Raw genomic sequence first — 15,565 nt, 5'->3', positions numbered from 1 at the left:
GTAGTTAAATATTAATTCACTACCTTATAAAAAAAACAAAGTATATTGTTGAAAACAAACAAGAAGAATTCCCTCCTCTTTTTCTTGCTACTATTTACCTGTAGCTTATTTTTCTATGGACAAAATTCATTAAAAATCTCATTACATCAAGATTTAAAATTACTTGTAACTGGTGATAATTTAGGAAATAAGACTGGAACTTTAGATTTAATTACTAGATTAAAACACGAAAACAAACAGTTAAGTTACGGCTATTTCAATTATGGATTTGAATTAGAAAGAGCACAAATAGCATATGGTTTTACTAGATATGGCGCAATATTTGGATTCACATTTAATAGAATTATAAATGATTCAAATTTTCATATTACGCCTTTAATTGGTTTAGGTAACATTTATAGAAAGGGTCATAACTCTTCCAGTTGGTCAGGATCATTAGAATTTAATTACAGTATTAACAAAAAAATTAAAATAAGTACTTTAAACCAAATTACAGAAAGAACAGATTTAGGACACTTATATACTAAAACCGTAAATAGGTATAGTTTTTTTATTGGATTAGAAATTAATCTTTATAGTTTTAATTAAGAACTCCAAAATTCTCTTTTCTTGTTTAAAGCTGCCTCTTCTTTTGTTAGTTCTTCTAATTCTTTTACAGATAAAACTTTTAAAAATGAAGGATGCTGTTCAATTGCATATTCTATCTTAGTAACAATATCTGCAATTTCTTCGTTTTCGTAATCTATTTCTAAAGGTTCTTTTATAACCATAGACTGCAAAACATTTCTTTTTTTTATCTGTAATCCTTTTTTATCAAAAGAACGTCTAAAACCGTCTATTACAATTGGTACAACTAAGGGTTTGTACGTTTTAATAATATGGGCAGTTCCTCTTCTAATTGGTCTAAAAGGTGTAGTTGTTCCTTGAGGAAACGTAATTACCCAACCATCTTTTATAGCTTTACCTATATTAGAAATATCAGAATTTTTTACTTGTCTGTTTACATTTTTACCTGCACTTCTCCAAGTTCTATCTATAGAAACAGAACCTGCATAAGCAAATAACTTTGGTAAAAAACCTGCACTCATAGTTTCTCCTGCAGCAACAAAATAAATGTTTAATTTAGGGTTCCAGATATAGCCTACATTTTTAATTGTATCATCTCTTCCTTTTAATGAAGCATTAAATACATGAAACATTGCTGCAACATCTGCAAAGTATGTTTGATGATTAGAGATAAACAATACATTTCTGTCTGGTAAATTTCTTAATATTTCAGAACCTTCAATTTGTAAGTTATTGAATTTGCGATATCTACCATGAGATACTAATCCGAATATTCTAATAATTATTTTCTTTAAAAATAAAATTTGACCAAATATATTCCTTTTAAATAAAGGCATTAAATTTATGTTTTAAGTTGGGTTTTAGCAAATTTACAAAAACAATTAATAAAGATACTATTTTAAGAGTTCTTTAATTTCTGAAAGCATCATTGCTGTTGCCCCCCAAACCACGTAACTATTTAATTTAAAACATGGTACCTCTACATTATTCATATAAGAAGTATTCATATTTATTGAACTAATATTTATATCATTTAAAAGATCTTTTAATAAAACTTCTATAGTATTTTCTACTTCATAATTTAACTTAAAATTTGGTTTTTCATTTCTAAAACCCATAAAAGGTGTTGCTAAAAAATTACTTGGAGGAATATAAACATCTGTTAATTCTCTTATAATTTCTATAGATGAATCTTTTATACCTACTTCTTCAAAAGTTTCTCTTAAAGCTGTATTTTTTAGATTTTTATCTTTTTTATCTATCTTACCTCCTGGAAAACTAATTTGTGCAGAATGTGTGCCTTTGTAACTTGCTCTTTGTGTTAATAAAAAACAAGTTTCATTATTTATATTTGGATAAAATAATGCCAAAACAGCAGCTCTTCTTGGGTTTTTAGCCCTAATTTTATCTACGTCATAATTTAAACGCATTTTAGGTGCTAATTTAAACTGAGCATCTAAACCACCAAGTTTTGCTTCTTTTAAAAGTTCTATTTTATTTTTAAAGTTGTTAAAATTCACAAAGAATAATTTACTTTTAACAAACATATTCATTCTACTTTTAAATAAATATTATTTGGCAAGAATTTTGATTAATTTAGTGTAATTAAAAACATTATATGGATAAGAAATACAAAAAATTAATTTTAAGCATTATTTTAGATGTTATTGGTTTTATACCTTTTACAGATATAGTTTGGGCACCTTTATCTGCCTTTTTAATGACTAAAATGTACAAAGGAAAAGAAGGAAAAATTGCCGGAATTATTAGTTTAATTGAAGAAGCAATTCCTTTTACAGATGTAATACCTACATTTACAATTATGTGGTTTTACAGTTATGTAATTAAAAAAGAAAAGGTAGAAAATGTAATAAAATTCTAGTTTTCTTTTTTAAATAAAAACCCAAAACCTAATCTGGTTAAAAACTTTTTTTCAAAAGCCCAAAAGAATTTAAATTGCCCAAACAACCAGCCAACTATTGGCAGTGTTAATTGATAAATTGGAAAAATCAGTATAATTCTTAGAGGCCAATAAATCCAACCTGAAATAGTATCAGGATCTAAGCCTATAAAATTTGTAATTGGTTTTGCAACCCAAGCAGCAAAAGAACCATTAACAGCAAAAGCGCAAAAAATAAGAACGATAGCAATATTACTTTCTATTCCCCAACGTTGTTTTAATTTCTCCATATAAACTTAATACAATAATACTATTTATTTTTTCTAAACATCAGCCATAAACCAATAATCACCAATGGTATACTTAATATTTGACCTGTGTTAAGAGAATTTAATACCCAATCTTCTCTACCTTCTACTTGTGCTTCTTTTAAAAATTCTATAAAGAAACGTAGAGACCAAAGCACTACCATAAAAAGACCAAAAAGAAAACCAATTTGTTGCTTTTTATTTGTTTTCCAATATAAATACCACATTATAAAAAATAATGCTAAATAACTAAATGCTTCATATAATTGAGTGGGATGTCTTGGTACTGTTTCTCCTGCTGTTTTAAAGATAACTCCAAAATTTGAGCCTGTTGGTTTTCCATAAATTTCTGAATTAAAAAAGTTTCCAAACCGAATAAAAAATCCTGCTAAGGCAACCATAATTGCTAGTCTATCTAAAATAAATAGCCAAGGTTTGTTTAAATGTTTTTTGGCGTAAAAATACATTGCAATAGGAATCCCTATTGCTGCGCCATGACTTGCAAAACCTGTAAAACCGGTAAATTTCCATCCTTTTATAATTCCAAATAATGCATCATTTGCACTCTCTTTTATTGGTAAAAATATTTCTAATAAATGATTTTGATAATAAGACCAACTGTAAAAGAATACATCTCCTAAACGCATACCTATTAACATAGAAATAAAAACATACATAAATAATACATCTAGTTTTTCTGCAGGAATTTTATCTTCTATATAAATTTTTTTCATCAATCTTAATCCCAACAAAAATGCTGCAACAAACATTAAGCTATACCATCGTACAACAAAAAAACCTAAATCTATTCCTATTGAAGGATCCCAAGTAATTGCTAAAAAGCTCATATTTTTTATATTTTTTTGTCATTGCGAAAGTAGTGAAGCAATCTCTATTAAAAAACAGATTACTTCGTCATTCTTCCTCTTAATGACGACTTTTATTTATTTATTCTTTCTTATCTGGCACAGGGTCATAACCACTTCCTCCCCAAGGGTGACAACTAAATATTCTTTTTAATGCTAACCATCCTCCTGAAAACAAACCATGTTTTTGCAAAGCCTCAATTGTATAATGAGAACATGTAGGATTATATCTACAAGTAGCGGGTGTAAATGGTGATATTGCTACTTGGTAAAATCTTACCAATAATACAAAAGGATATGATAGTATTTTTTTCAACTTAATTTATTGAGAATGTTGTGCCTTCTCTACCGTCTTTTAATTGAATTCCTAAAGCAATTAACTCATCTCTAATTTGGTCTGACAATGCCCAATCTTTGTTTTCTCTTGCTTCTTTTCTTAGTTTAATCAATAACTCTACTACTCCATTTATTTTTTCTGAATTGTCTTGAGCATTTTCATTCATCAAACCTAAAACATCAAAAACAAAAGCATTTATTGTTTCTCTAAATTCTTTTAAATCAACAGCAGTTAAACTTGCTTTTTGCTCTTTAATTTGATTGATCACTTTTACAGCTTCAAATAAATGAGCTACTAAAATTGGCGTATTAAAATCGTCATTCATGGCAGCATAACACTCTTTTTTCCAGTTTTGAACATTAAAAGTAGATGTTTTACTCGCTTCTATTTTTTCTAAGAAATTAACTGCTTCCATTAATTTAGCATGTCCTTTTTCTGAGGCTTCTAAAGCTTCTCCAGAAAAATCTAAAATACTTCTGTAATTAGCCTGCATGTTAAAGAAACGCACTACACTTGCAGAAAATGCTTTTGGTAAAATAGTATTTTCTCCTGTTAAAATTTCGTTAGGTAAAATATAATTCCCAGTAGATTTAGCCATTCTTTGACCATTTAAAGAAAGCATATTTGTATGCATCCAATAATTTACAGGAGTTACACCACTACATGTTTTAGATTGTGCTATTTCACATTCGTGATGAGGGAATTTTAAATCCATTCCTCCTCCATGTATATCAAAACTTTCGCCTAAATATTTTGTACTCATTACAGAACATTCTAAATGCCAACCAGGAAAACCATCACTCCAAGGAGAAGGCCAACGCATAATATGGCGTTCATCTGCTTTTTTCCAAAGTGCAAAATCTTGTGGGTTTTTCTTATCTGATTGTCCGTCTAAAGTTCTTGTATTATGTAACAAGTCTTCTACTTTTCTTCCAGATAAAATTCCGTAATTTTCTTTTTTATTGTATTCATGTACATCAAAATAAACAGAACCATTTACCTCATAAGCAAAACCTTTTTCTATGATTTCTTTAATCATTTCTATTTGTTCTACAATATGACCAGTTGCTGTTGGCTCTATACTAGGTGGTAAAAAGTTATATTTTTTTAATACTTCATGAAAATCTACAGTATAACGTTGTACAACTTCCATTGGCTCAATTTGTTCTAAACGTGCTTTTTTGGCAATCTTATCTTCACCTTGTTCTGCATCGTTTTCTAAATGACCAGCATCTGTTATATTACGCACATAACGTACTTTATACCCTAAATGCAACAAATATCTATACACAACATCAAAAAACATAAAGGTTCTTACATTCCCTAAATGTGCATTACTATAAACTGTAGGTCCACATACGTACATACCTACATATCCGTCTGTTATGGATTTAAAATTCTCTTTTTTCTTAGATAAAGAGTTGTATACTTTAAGTTGATTTTCTTTGTAGAGTTCCATTAAAAATTTGACTATTTACAGGCGATAAATATAGTCACTTTAAAAAGAATGACGAAATGGAATTTGTTAGAAGTTTGGTAAATTTAAAAGTAGTTTTTTTATCTATAAAAATTTTATTTTTTTAGAGTTAATTGACTGTATTTACCTTGAATTAATAATGACTCATCTTTTGTTTTAATAATAAAGTTTCCATTAATATCTTTTGAACTTATATCTAACAAATTAAATTTCATGGAAGCTTTATTAAGCAAATGTGAAGATTTATTACCAATAACAAATACTAAATTATCTGAATTATTACTTAAGTTGATGTTTGCATCTGAATAATCTAACAAAAGTTTAAATGATTGATGATTTGGTATAATTTTATCTATAGTAAGTTCTCCAAACTTATTATGCAAATCTACATTTTCATTTACTAATTTGATCACTAAACCAGATGAATTGCTAGACATTTTTGTATTAGTAACTGATGCAATTTTTGCATCAGTTACATTATTTAAAAATAAATTACATCCATTTAAATCGTTTATAGAAACTTTAGAATAATCTATGGTTAGTTTCCCTCCATTTAAAAAATCTGCATTAAAACCACCATAACTAACTTTACCTGATGCTTTTGTGTTAGGTAACTTTACTTTACAGTGACGTGTATTCAATTTAAAAGTAGCCTTTTTAGGTACTTTAATTTCTAATCTTTTTTTAATTTTAATTTTCTTACCATTAATTATAATATTATCTGAATCTGAATTATAATTAAACTTCATCTTCATAATATGTTCTTTAGCTTTTGCTAAATCATTTTTAAGTTTTTCTTTATCTATTTTTTTTATTTCAAGTTTTGCTTTTGCAAGTTGTTTCTTCATTTTTTCTTTAGATATCAAAAAGTCTTTTCTCATTTTTACCTTATCTATCTTCATTTTCTCTTTTAACTCTTTGTACTTTTTTGTTTTCTTAAAAGCTTCCCAGTCTTTTTTAGACTTAATGCTAATTTTATCTTCTCCGTCATTCCATTGAAAGGAATAATTACCATTTTTTTCAATGTTTTTATCAAAATCTTCTAAATCTTCAAAAATGTTTTCAACGTCAAAATCGAAATCAAAATCCATTTCTGGAATAACAATGGTTTCTATGTTTGGAATTTCTATATCCGGAAAAGTAAAATCTGTATCATTAAACATGATAAAATCGTTCTTAAAATGTAAAGAGTTATTTCCTTTTGCAGTAATTTTAACTTTAGTTTTATTCCCTAGTGCCTCAAAACTCCAATCTTTAAAATACTTTTCTGCATCTTTTTTAGACAAGCCTTCTATTTCTATAAAAGCCTGTACTTCTACTTCATTTTTATTCCAAGTGGTAACATTAATATCTGTATTAGAAGCATTAATTGCAACTTCTACATCTTTATTTACTTTAAAATTTTCAGTAAATTTTTTATCAAATTTTTGCGCAAATATGGTTCCTAAAAAACAGATTGCAAAAAAGGTAATTATAAGTTTATATGATTTGTGATTCATTTTGTTTTGTATTTAAATTTTTAAGTTGTTTTAATTGCTTTTTCAAGCGTTTTAAAAGCTGTAAGCGTAATTGTAAATTACTAATTAATGCATCTATTGTAGAATCATTAACCCCTTTAATATTGAGCTCTTGGGTTAATAATTTGTATTCTTTTGTTAATTCTGCTATTTTAATTAAATAACCATCTACAAGTTCTTTATTCTCTTCTGTCATTTCTAACTGACTAAACTCTAGATTAATACTATTTCTATAATACTTTTCTATAGTTTGAAACTCTGGAGATATACTACCTAAACTAATTTCTTTAGCTGAAGAATTTGAATCTATTTTGATAGTTTTTGTTGGATACATTGTAACCCCTATACTTATTAATAATACTATAGAAGCAGCAATAGACAACCATTTATAATTTTTCTTTTTCGCCTTTTCTTGATGCATTTCATTCTTCAATAAATTTTCAAATTTATTTGAATGATTAGAAGATAATTCTATACTTTCTTCCTTAAAATTCTTCAACAATTCTTTAATATCTTGTTGCATAACACGTATTTTTTAATTGTTCTTTCAATAATCTTTTTCCTCTTAACAAATGTGTTCTAGAAGTTGTTTCTGTAATTTTCAATATTTCAGATATTTCTTGATGATCAAATCCTTCTAACAGATACATCGTTAAAACCAACCTATATTTATCTTTTAAGCTATTAATTACCTCAACAACTCCATCTATAGAAATAGTAGTACCTATACTCCAATCTTCTTCATCTGTTTTTGCTATTACCTCCTCGTTAATAGAAACTAATTCTAATTTATTTTTCTTTAATTGATCTATACTTTGGTTAATTACAATCCTTTTTAACCAAGCACCAAAAGCAACTTCATTTTTATATTTATCAATATTTTTAAAAGCTTTTATAAAAGCTTCTTGCATTACATCTTCTGCTACAAATCTATCTTTTACATATCTATAAGCCACTAAAAACATTGTCTTACAATACAAATTATACAACTGCATTTGCGCTTTGCTACAGTTATTTTTGCATTGATCAATGATGGGTTGATGTATTTGTTTGGTTGATCTCATTGAAACTTTCTTGCACTAAAGACGATACATTTTAATCTATGTTGCAAAATGTAAAAATATTTATGTTTAAATTTACATATTTACTTTTACAATGGATAAAAAATCTTCCGAACAACATAATTCAAAAAAGAAATTACCCACTAAAACCTTAAATAATTCCTAGATCCATAAAAAAGAAACTATTCTTTTTATTAATTATTTGATCTATTCTTTTTCTCAGAAAAGCTGTTCATAAGTTTCTTAACAAGTTCTTTTAAACTTTTAAATTTAGAGTAAAATCATTTTTAAATTTGAATAGAATTTGGTTTCATGAACAATTATAATTGTCATAATTAAAAGGGAAATAGGTGTAATTCCTATACTGTTCCCGCAGCTGTAAGCTCTCTTAAAAGTTTTACATTCTTTGTCACTGTTTGTCTATTTGTAAACGGGAAGACGTTAAAACCAGAGTAAGTCAGAAGACCTGCCAATTTCTAAATCGTCAAGCTTTCGGGATAAAAGTTATTGGCACGATGTATCTGCATAATTAGGTTATCGTACCTTTTTTTGACACTTTATAAATCTTCAATAAGCAACGTCTTATTGAGTATAATTTACGTGAATAATGAATTATTATAGTATTCAGGTAGCTTTACAAGAAGTTCCTGGTGAAATTAGTATTTGTTTTAGTATTTGTGGTTGCCAAATTCGCTGCAAAGGATGTCATTCTACTTTTCTCTGGAAAGAAGAAAACGGACTAAAATTATCTAAAAAAGTATACATAGAAACTTTAAATAAATACAAAGGTTTTGCTACTTGTGTCTTATTTATGGGAGGCGAATGGCATCAAAAAGAATTAATCAACTACCTTAAATATGCTCAAAAAGAAGGTTATAAAACCTGTCTATATTCTGGACAAAAAAACATCCATAAAAACATTTTACAACACCTTACTTGGGTTAAAACTGGCAAATGGATTGCTAAAAAAGGCGGATTAGAAAACCCAAATACAAATCAGCAATTTATAGAAGTACAAACAAATAAAATATTAAATCATTTATTCTTAAAAAACTATTAAGCTATGATTCGGTTAACACAAAAACAAGTAGATCAAAAAATTAATTTTATCAGTAATTACATCGATGCAAACAATGCTGCAGACGGTTCTAAATTAGATGCCAATGCCAATGTTTCTTCAAAAAACATAGCCACTATGGAGGCTGAATTAAATAAAGATATTAATGTACAAGTTAATAGGCAGTTGGTAAAAAATAAAATTGAACAGTTATTTGATAAAGAACTAGCCAACGAATATGTAAGACAAATAGAAGCGCATGAAATTTATGTACATGACGAAACTTCTTTAAAACCTTATTGTACTTCTATTAGCATGTATCCATTTTTGTTTGATGGATTAACAAAACTTGGTGGAGAAAGCAAAGCGCCTCAACATTTAGAAAGTTATTGTGGTGAGTTTGTAAACCTTGTATTTGCTGTAAGTTCTCAGTTTGCGGGTGCTTTGGCAACGGTAGAGTTCTTATTGTATTTTGATTATTTTGCCAGAAAAGATTTTGGTATTGATTATCTTAAAACACATACAAAAACAGTTTCTAATCACCTGCAACATGCGGTGTATGCTATAAATCAACCTGCTGCTGCTAGAGGATATCAATCGGTTTTTTGGAATATTTCTTTGTATGATGAAAAATATTTTGATAGCTTATTTGGTGAATTTGTTTTTCCGGACATGACAAAACCTTCTTGGCAGAGTCTTAAAAATTTACAACATTTTTTTATGCAATGGTTTAACAAAGAAAGAGAAAAAGCCGTACTTACTTTTCCTGTTGTTACTGCTGCAATGTTGGTAAAAGATGGCAAACCTGTAGATACCGCATTTGCCAATATGTGTGCTACCGAATTAAGCGAAGGCAATTCTTTTTTTATCTATCAATCTGAAAGTGCGGATAGTCTGGCTTCTTGTTGCCGATTAAGAAATGAAATTAGCGACAATACATTTAGTTATTCTTTAGGAGCAGGCGGAGTTTCTACAGGATCAATCAATGTGATTACTTTAAACATGAATCGCTTAATTCAGCAAAAGAAAAACCTGAAAGTAGCAATTAATAAAATTCAAAAATATCAAATTGCTTATCGAAAATTAATTGAAGAATATAAAACAGCAGGAATGTTACCTGTATACGACGCTGGTTTTATAGCATTAGACAAACAATTTTTAACCATTGGTATTAATGGTATGGTAGAAGCTGCAGAAAGTTTAGGTATAAAAGCAGAAAACACTCCTATTTACAAAGAGTTTGTAACTGAACAATTAAAAGTGATTTTTGATGCAAATAAAGAAGCTAAAAAAGAACATGGCTACCTCTTTAATACAGAATTTGTACCTGCTGAAAATTTAGGTGTTAAAAATGCAAAATGGGATAAAGAAGATGGTTTATTTGTTCCTAGAGATTGCTACAATTCTTACTTTTATCCTGTAGAAAATGATGCTATAAATACTTTAGATAAAATTATTTTACACGGTACAGATATTATTAAATATTTAGACGGCGGTTCTGCACTTCATTTAAACCTAGAAGAAGCACCAAATAAAGAAGGCTTTTTAAAGTTGATTGAAGCTACCGCAAAAGCTGGTTGTAATTACTTCTGCTTTAATATAAAAATTACCATTTGTAATGAATGCGAACATATTGAAAAGAAAACACTGCAAAAATGCTGTAAATGCAACTCAGAAAATATAGATTACGGAACGCGTGTTATTGGTTATTTAAAACGAGTTTCTAACTTTAGTACAGAAAGACAAAAAGAACACAACTTAAGATTTTATCATTTAGAAAAATCTGAGGTTTCTTAATTTAGAAAACAAACCACTATGAATTAAAATACCCATAGTGGTTTTTTTTTTGGTTTTATAAGACTTCTCTTACAATTGTTAACTTACTATTTTTCCCGTTGATAATAAACGAATTATTAGACTCTAATATTTGTATTGATCCATTAAATACTGATGTTTTTTTTATAGCAAGACTTATTTTTGGTAAATAAATATATTTGCTCTCAATTTAAGTTTATCATTCTCTATAGATAAATGCAACAATGTATTAGAGTTATTTAAAATCAATTGAAATGTATTTTGTTTTGGTATAATACTCAGAGTCTTAATTAGCCAAACATTGACTTACAATACAAATTATACAACTGCATTTGCGCTTTGCTACAGTTATTTTTGTATTGATCAATGATGGGTTGATGTATTTATTTGGTTGATCTCATTGAAACTTTCTTGCACTAAAGGCGATACATTTTAACCTATGTTGTAAAATGTAAAAATATTTATGTTTAAATTTACATATTTACTTTTACAATGAATAAAAAACAATCTGCTTTACATGAAAAAAAGGGAATTTCTCAACCAGAAACTACTAGTAAACCTGCTGCAGAAATCATAAAAAAAAATAGAGCTAAACAAAACTCTGTAGACACCTTTATATCTGAAATTTTAAAAGGAAATATCACTTTTTTAAGTAGAGCAATAACATTGGTTGAAAGTACTAATGTAAAACATCAACAAAAAGCAAATGAAATTCTAGAACGCTGTTTGCCTTATGCAAACAACTCAATAAGAATAGGAATTACAGGAGTGCCTGGTGTTGGAAAAAGCACGTTTATAGAAGTTTTTGGTAAACATTTAACTTCTCAAAACAAAAAAGTAGCTGTTTTAGCTGTAGACCCTAGTAGTTCTATAAATAAAGGATCTATTTTAGGTGATAAAACTAGAATGGAACAATTAGTTACGGATAAAAATGCTTTTATTAGACCATCTCCTTCTGGAACTTCTTTAGGTGGTGTTGCCCAAAAAACAAGGGAATCTATTATTCTTTGTGAAGCTGCTGGTTTTGATACAATTTTAATTGAAACTGTTGGAGTTGGGCAGTCTGAAACTCTAGTACATTCTATGGTAGATTTCTTTTTATTGTTAAAGTTAGCTGGAGCTGGAGATGAATTACAAGGAATTAAACGCGGAATTATAGAAATGGCAGACTCTATTGTTATTAATAAAGCTGATGGAGATAATGAAAAAAACGCAAAAATTGCTAAAGTAGAATTTAATAGAGCTTTACACCTATACCCTTTAAGAGAAAGTAAATGGCAACCAAAAGTGTTAACAGCAAGTGCTCTACAAAATACCGGAATTAATAAGGTTTATGAAATGATTCAAAAATATTTTGAGTTAACCAAAGACAACAACTATTTCAATCAAAAAAGAAACGAACAAAATAAATATTGGTTACTTTCTACTATTGATCAACAATTAAAAAATAATTTTTATCAGAATCCATTAATTAAAAAAGCCCTTTCTAAAGAAATAAACAATTTAGAAAAAGGAAAAATAACTCCTTTTAATGCTGCAAAAAGATTATTAGAATTGTAGTAAAATAAATTAATTTTATTTGAACCTTTCTATTCGAGAACATAAATCATCATAATCAAATGGTTTTGTAATAAAATCATCTACACCTAAAGAAAAAGCTTCTAAAACTACCTCTTCATCTCCTAAAGAAGTTAAGATAATTATCTTAATATTGTCATCAAAATTTTCTTTTATCCAAGATACTAATTCTAAACCAGATACAAAAGGCATCATTATATCTGTTATGACCAAATCTGGTGTATCTAATTTCATTTTTTTCATTGCATCACTTCCATCAATTGCAACAGTAATTTTATAATCATCTCTTTTAAGGGTCTGAATTAACATTCTTCTAGATAATTGGCTATCTTCTACAATTAGTATTTTCATATTTTTTTTTACTGTTAATTTAAGAAAAAAATAGAAAACATTATCTTAAACATAGATAATTTATTAAAATTGAATCATTTACAGTATTATTTAATATCATTTTTCTTTATTTTTTTATTTATTTTATTTATTTTTAGAAAAAAGAAAAAGAAAGTGTCTTGATAAAAAAAAATCAACCAGAAAAAGAATTAGAAAAAGAACTTTGGAAAACTGGTCAAACAATTTTCTGGACTTTAAATGCTGTAATTTTATTTACAATAGCAATAGATCTTATTTTATTAAGTGAAAATTGGTTAGAATTTGTTTTATTAAAACTATTTCTAATTCTATTTTTTTATTTTACCTACATTTTTTTTAAAAAAAAATATGCTAACCCTAATCTTCTAATCCATTTAATATTATATAGTTTTAATTTTTTAACCTTAATATCTATTTCACATACAGGTACAATAAACAGATTTATCTACTTTACTATAATTGTAATTTTGTTTATCTTATTTAATACAATTGTTATTTGGAAAATTATTAATAGTGTTGTACAATACCTACTTGTAATTATAACTTTTATAATTTTAGTTTATCTAGATATTATTACTACACCTGAACAAATATTAAAAGAAGGAGGATATATATTCTTATCTATAGGTTTTTTAAGTTTATTTTTTCCAAGAATTAAAGAAACTGTATTGAAAGAAAGAATATTAAATGAGTTAAAAACCTATGAAAATATAGATTATTTACAAAAAGAACTTTCTCAAACTAAAATTAAATACAAGTTATTAAAAGAAAAAGTAGTAAAAAAGGAAAATGAATCCAAATTTCTTTTTCAACAAATTAGTAATGATTTAAATAAAATAAATGAGTTCGTTGCTAATTTCGAAAACCAAACAAAGCAAAATATCAAAATAAAATCTAATGAATTGGTTTTACTTATAGAAAACTTAAGAAACCAAAGTTCTGTATACTTTAAACCAATAAATTTAAACACAAAAAACACTGACAATTATATTACAGACCTTGTTAATATTACTCAAGTTTATATAAATGTTATTAAAACCTTTAGAAATCAAATAAAAGATAAAGACTTAGAGTTTATAGAAAATTTAGAGAGTTCAAATTCATTAATTATTGGTAATGAAAAAATGATTAAAACCATTTTATACAATATTTTAAATTTTATGGTTATTTTTTCTAACAAACATGATGAAATAGAAATACAGGTTAAAAATTTAAAAAACAACACTGTTTTTAGTTTAATTAATAAAACTAACGGACTAAATACTAATGAAATAGAATCTTATTTTAGAGATTTAGAATATGTAAATTACGATTACAAAAAACATAGTGATAGTGTAAAAATTGGTTTACGAATATCTAAACAATTAACACAAAAAATGAATGGGTATTTTAGTTATGTTTCTTCTGAAAAAATGGGATTTGAACTTAAAATACAATTTAAAACTTATAACAAAAATTAAATGAAAATGAAAAAATTTTATTTTATTATAATTGCCATTTTATTGGGCATGCATGTAAGTGGATTTAGCCAAACAGTTGATCATTTTAGCGTATATGATTATGAAGATGAAATTACTATAAATGGCTCTGAAGGAGAACAAAATATTTACATACCTGTAAAAGAAAATATTGATTTTTTAAACAGTTATTTAAATTTAGAATTTACGAGTTCTAATGTTCTTGATTTTGATCATAGTCATATTTCTTTACTAATAAATGACATTCCTATAAAAACCGAATTATTAAAAAATCAAAATCAATTAATCAGTTTTAAAATACAAATAAGAAAAAAACATATTGTTTCTGGGTTTATTAAAATTTCTATTAAAACTGATTTAAAAATACCAAACGCAGTCTGTAAAAGTAATAAAGAGAGTAGCTACTGGGTTAAGCTTACAGAAAATTCGTTCTTTTCATATAAAACATTACCTATAAAAGAAAGTTTCATCAAAAAAACAATAAGTTACGCTATACTAGATATAAAATACATTGTTTTATCTGAACAAAACAACATTAAAGACATAGAATATGCATCTTTTATAAAATTTTATTTAAAAAGAGTTTATGGTTTAGACATTACAATTAAAACCATAAATAGTTTTGAGAACGATGTTATAAACAACGCTATTATTTTAATTCCTTTTAATAAATTAAATCAAAAAATTAAAGATAAGCTTCCAAAAATAAAAACAGAAAACACTGGTTTAATAACCGTATATAAAGATGAGTTTAAAGATAAAAAAGGATTAAATATTGTTGTAACTGGTAAAACTAATGAAGGATTTAACAAAGCTGCTTATTTTTTATTACAAAAGCACTTAATAAACTCATCTTATGTAGATTATATATTTGTTAATAAGCAAGCAAAACTTTTTGACATTCCTAAAAGAAAAGATTACGAACCTATTTATTTTAATCAATTAAATGCTCCTAATATTATTTTAGAAGGTATTGGTAATTTACAATCTAATATTTTATTACCTAGATCTAATTTTGGATCAAATGTAAAAAATATGGAAGTTAAGATTAATGGTAAATACAGACCATTAGAAGATGAAGAACAAGGCTTTTTTAATTTATTTTATAATGACAAATTTTTAACTTCATACAAATTAGACAATACTGGTGAAGTAAACATAAATTTTAGTTTTGATGATATTGTTATGCAACAAGATAACAACTTTAAATATGAGTTTTATTTTGTACCTAAAAA

Annotated in this window: 17 protein-coding genes and 1 riboswitch; of the genes, 7 read left to right on the top strand and 10 right to left on the bottom strand. The window is 26.7% G+C overall.

The window, feature by feature from the left end:
- The first annotated feature begins 48 nt into the window (after window positions 1-48).
- Window positions 49-588 (top strand): hypothetical protein, encoded by a 540-nt coding sequence (locus ABJG40_RS10410; RefSeq protein ID WP_348024513.1) that lies wholly within the window; start codon window positions 49-51, stop codon window positions 586-588.
- Here ABJG40_RS10410 and ABJG40_RS10405 read toward each other — a convergent pair.
- Together ABJG40_RS10405 and ABJG40_RS10400 are read right to left on the bottom strand one after the other, a co-directional pair.
- A complete protein-coding gene (locus ABJG40_RS10405; protein ID WP_348024512.1) occupies window positions 585-1,403 on the bottom strand; it encodes a lysophospholipid acyltransferase family protein in 819 nt (272 codons plus the stop codon). The genes ABJG40_RS10410 and ABJG40_RS10405 overlap by 4 nt on opposite strands.
- A gap of 57 nt (window positions 1,404-1,460) precedes the next feature.
- The gene (locus ABJG40_RS10400; protein ID WP_348024511.1) at window positions 1,461-2,114 is read right to left on the bottom strand and encodes a CoA pyrophosphatase; all 654 of its coding nucleotides are present in this window, start codon (window positions 2,112-2,114) and stop codon (window positions 1,461-1,463) included.
- Window positions 2,115-2,185: 71 nt separating this feature from the next.
- Here ABJG40_RS10400 and ABJG40_RS10395 point away from each other — a divergent pair, with 71 nt between their 5' ends.
- Window positions 2,186-2,449: a hypothetical protein gene (locus ABJG40_RS10395; RefSeq protein ID WP_348024510.1), complete on the top strand. Its 264-nt coding sequence runs from the start codon at window positions 2,186-2,188 to the stop codon at window positions 2,447-2,449.
- On the opposite strand, the gene ABJG40_RS10390 is transcribed toward ABJG40_RS10395, so the two are convergent.
- The 7 genes from ABJG40_RS10390 to ABJG40_RS10360 all read right to left on the bottom strand — a co-directional run bounded on the left by ABJG40_RS10390 (window position 2,446) and on the right by ABJG40_RS10360 (window position 8,036).
- Entirely contained in the window at window positions 2,446-2,757 is a 312-nt protein-coding gene (locus ABJG40_RS10390) for a DUF6787 family protein (RefSeq protein ID WP_348024509.1), read from the bottom strand. The genes ABJG40_RS10395 and ABJG40_RS10390 overlap by 4 nt on opposite strands.
- Before the next feature lie 20 nt (window positions 2,758-2,777).
- On the bottom strand, window positions 2,778-3,623 hold the full coding sequence (gene lgt / locus ABJG40_RS10385) for a prolipoprotein diacylglyceryl transferase (protein ID WP_348024508.1): 846 nt from the start codon (window positions 3,621-3,623) through the stop codon (window positions 2,778-2,780).
- 100 nt (window positions 3,624-3,723) lie between these two features.
- On the bottom strand, window positions 3,724-3,957 hold the full coding sequence (gene yidD, locus ABJG40_RS10380) for a membrane protein insertion efficiency factor YidD (RefSeq protein ID WP_348024507.1): 234 nt from the start codon (window positions 3,955-3,957) through the stop codon (window positions 3,724-3,726).
- A gap of 1 nt (window position 3,958) precedes the next feature.
- Window positions 3,959-5,437, bottom strand: a complete 1,479-nt coding sequence (gene cysS / locus ABJG40_RS10375) for a cysteine--tRNA ligase (RefSeq protein ID WP_348024506.1) — start codon at window positions 5,435-5,437, stop codon at window positions 3,959-3,961.
- A gap of 113 nt (window positions 5,438-5,550) precedes the next feature.
- Entirely contained in the window at window positions 5,551-6,954 is a 1,404-nt protein-coding gene (locus ABJG40_RS10370) for a hypothetical protein (RefSeq protein ID WP_348024505.1), read from the bottom strand.
- Window positions 6,935-7,495: a hypothetical protein gene (locus tag ABJG40_RS10365; protein WP_348024504.1), complete on the bottom strand. Its 561-nt coding sequence runs from the start codon at window positions 7,493-7,495 to the stop codon at window positions 6,935-6,937. Before ABJG40_RS10365 ends, ABJG40_RS10370 begins: the two co-directional genes overlap by 20 nt.
- Window positions 7,479-8,036: an RNA polymerase sigma factor gene (locus tag ABJG40_RS10360; RefSeq protein WP_348024503.1), complete on the bottom strand. Its 558-nt coding sequence runs from the start codon at window positions 8,034-8,036 to the stop codon at window positions 7,479-7,481. The genes ABJG40_RS10365 and ABJG40_RS10360 overlap by 17 nt, the downstream gene beginning before the upstream one ends.
- Window positions 8,037-8,321: 285 nt before the next feature.
- Window positions 8,322-8,522, top strand: a riboswitch (cobalamin riboswitch).
- 118 nt (window positions 8,523-8,640) lie between these two features.
- Between ABJG40_RS10360 and nrdG the strand changes: the two genes are divergently transcribed.
- The 3 genes from nrdG to meaB all read left to right on the top strand — a co-directional run bounded on the left by nrdG (window position 8,641) and on the right by meaB (window position 12,465).
- Complete coding sequence (nrdG, locus tag ABJG40_RS10355) at window positions 8,641-9,093, top strand: anaerobic ribonucleoside-triphosphate reductase activating protein (protein WP_348024502.1); 453 nt, start codon at window positions 8,641-8,643, stop codon at window positions 9,091-9,093.
- A 3-nt stretch (window positions 9,094-9,096) separates the two neighbouring features.
- Complete coding sequence (gene nrdD / locus ABJG40_RS10350; protein ID WP_348024501.1) at window positions 9,097-10,887, top strand: anaerobic ribonucleoside-triphosphate reductase; 1,791 nt, start codon at window positions 9,097-9,099, stop codon at window positions 10,885-10,887.
- 510 nt (window positions 10,888-11,397) lie between these two features.
- The gene (gene meaB, locus ABJG40_RS10345) at window positions 11,398-12,465 is read left to right on the top strand and encodes a methylmalonyl Co-A mutase-associated GTPase MeaB (protein WP_348024500.1); all 1,068 of its coding nucleotides are present in this window, start codon (window positions 11,398-11,400) and stop codon (window positions 12,463-12,465) included.
- A 15-nt stretch (window positions 12,466-12,480) separates the two neighbouring features.
- Here meaB and ABJG40_RS10340 read toward each other — a convergent pair whose 3' ends face one another.
- Window positions 12,481-12,834, bottom strand: coding sequence for a response regulator (locus ABJG40_RS10340; protein ID WP_348024499.1), 354 nt, complete (start codon window positions 12,832-12,834; stop codon window positions 12,481-12,483).
- A gap of 158 nt (window positions 12,835-12,992) precedes the next feature.
- Here ABJG40_RS10340 and ABJG40_RS10335 point away from each other — a divergent pair, with 158 nt between their 5' ends.
- Together ABJG40_RS10335 and ABJG40_RS10330 are read left to right on the top strand one after the other, a co-directional pair.
- Window positions 12,993-14,312, top strand: a complete 1,320-nt coding sequence (locus ABJG40_RS10335) for an ATP-binding protein (protein ID WP_348024498.1) — start codon at window positions 12,993-12,995, stop codon at window positions 14,310-14,312.
- 6 nt (window positions 14,313-14,318) lie between these two features.
- Window positions 14,319-15,565 (top strand): cellulose biosynthesis cyclic di-GMP-binding regulatory protein BcsB (locus ABJG40_RS10330; RefSeq protein ID WP_348024497.1); only part of this gene is annotated, 1,247 nt, incomplete at its 3' end.

The organism is Polaribacter sp. (assembly GCF_039939415.1).
Lineage (GTDB): Bacteria > Bacteroidota > Bacteroidia > Flavobacteriales > Flavobacteriaceae > Polaribacter.
Note: the sequence above shows the minus strand (reverse complement) of the source record. Positions and strands in the feature narration are given on the sequence as shown.

Coding starts and splice junctions, on each gene's coding strand:
- cysS (WP_348024506.1), bottom strand. CDS start 5,437: ATGGAACTCTACAAAGAAAATCAACTTAAAGTATACAACTCTTTATCT.
- lgt (WP_348024508.1), bottom strand. CDS start 3,623: ATGAGCTTTTTAGCAATTACTTGGGATCCTTCAATAGGAATAGATTTA.
- ABJG40_RS10365 (WP_348024504.1), bottom strand. CDS start 7,495: ATGCAACAAGATATTAAAGAATTGTTGAAGAATTTTAAGGAAGAAAGT.
- ABJG40_RS10395 (WP_348024510.1), top strand. CDS start 2,186: ATGGATAAGAAATACAAAAAATTAATTTTAAGCATTATTTTAGATGTT.
- meaB (WP_348024500.1), top strand. CDS start 11,398: ATGAATAAAAAACAATCTGCTTTACATGAAAAAAAGGGAATTTCTCAA.
- nrdG (WP_348024502.1), top strand. CDS start 8,641: ATGAATTATTATAGTATTCAGGTAGCTTTACAAGAAGTTCCTGGTGAA.
- ABJG40_RS10340 (WP_348024499.1), bottom strand. CDS start 12,834: ATGAAAATACTAATTGTAGAAGATAGCCAATTATCTAGAAGAATGTTA.
- ABJG40_RS10390 (WP_348024509.1), bottom strand. CDS start 2,757: ATGGAGAAATTAAAACAACGTTGGGGAATAGAAAGTAATATTGCTATC.
- ABJG40_RS10370 (WP_348024505.1), bottom strand. CDS start 6,954: ATGAATCACAAATCATATAAACTTATAATTACCTTTTTTGCAATCTGT.
- nrdD (WP_348024501.1), top strand. CDS start 9,097: ATGATTCGGTTAACACAAAAACAAGTAGATCAAAAAATTAATTTTATC.
- ABJG40_RS10360 (WP_348024503.1), bottom strand. CDS start 8,036: ATGAGATCAACCAAACAAATACATCAACCCATCATTGATCAATGCAAA.
- ABJG40_RS10400 (WP_348024511.1), bottom strand. CDS start 2,114: ATGTTTGTTAAAAGTAAATTATTCTTTGTGAATTTTAACAACTTTAAA.
- ABJG40_RS10405 (WP_348024512.1), bottom strand. CDS start 1,403: ATGCCTTTATTTAAAAGGAATATATTTGGTCAAATTTTATTTTTAAAG.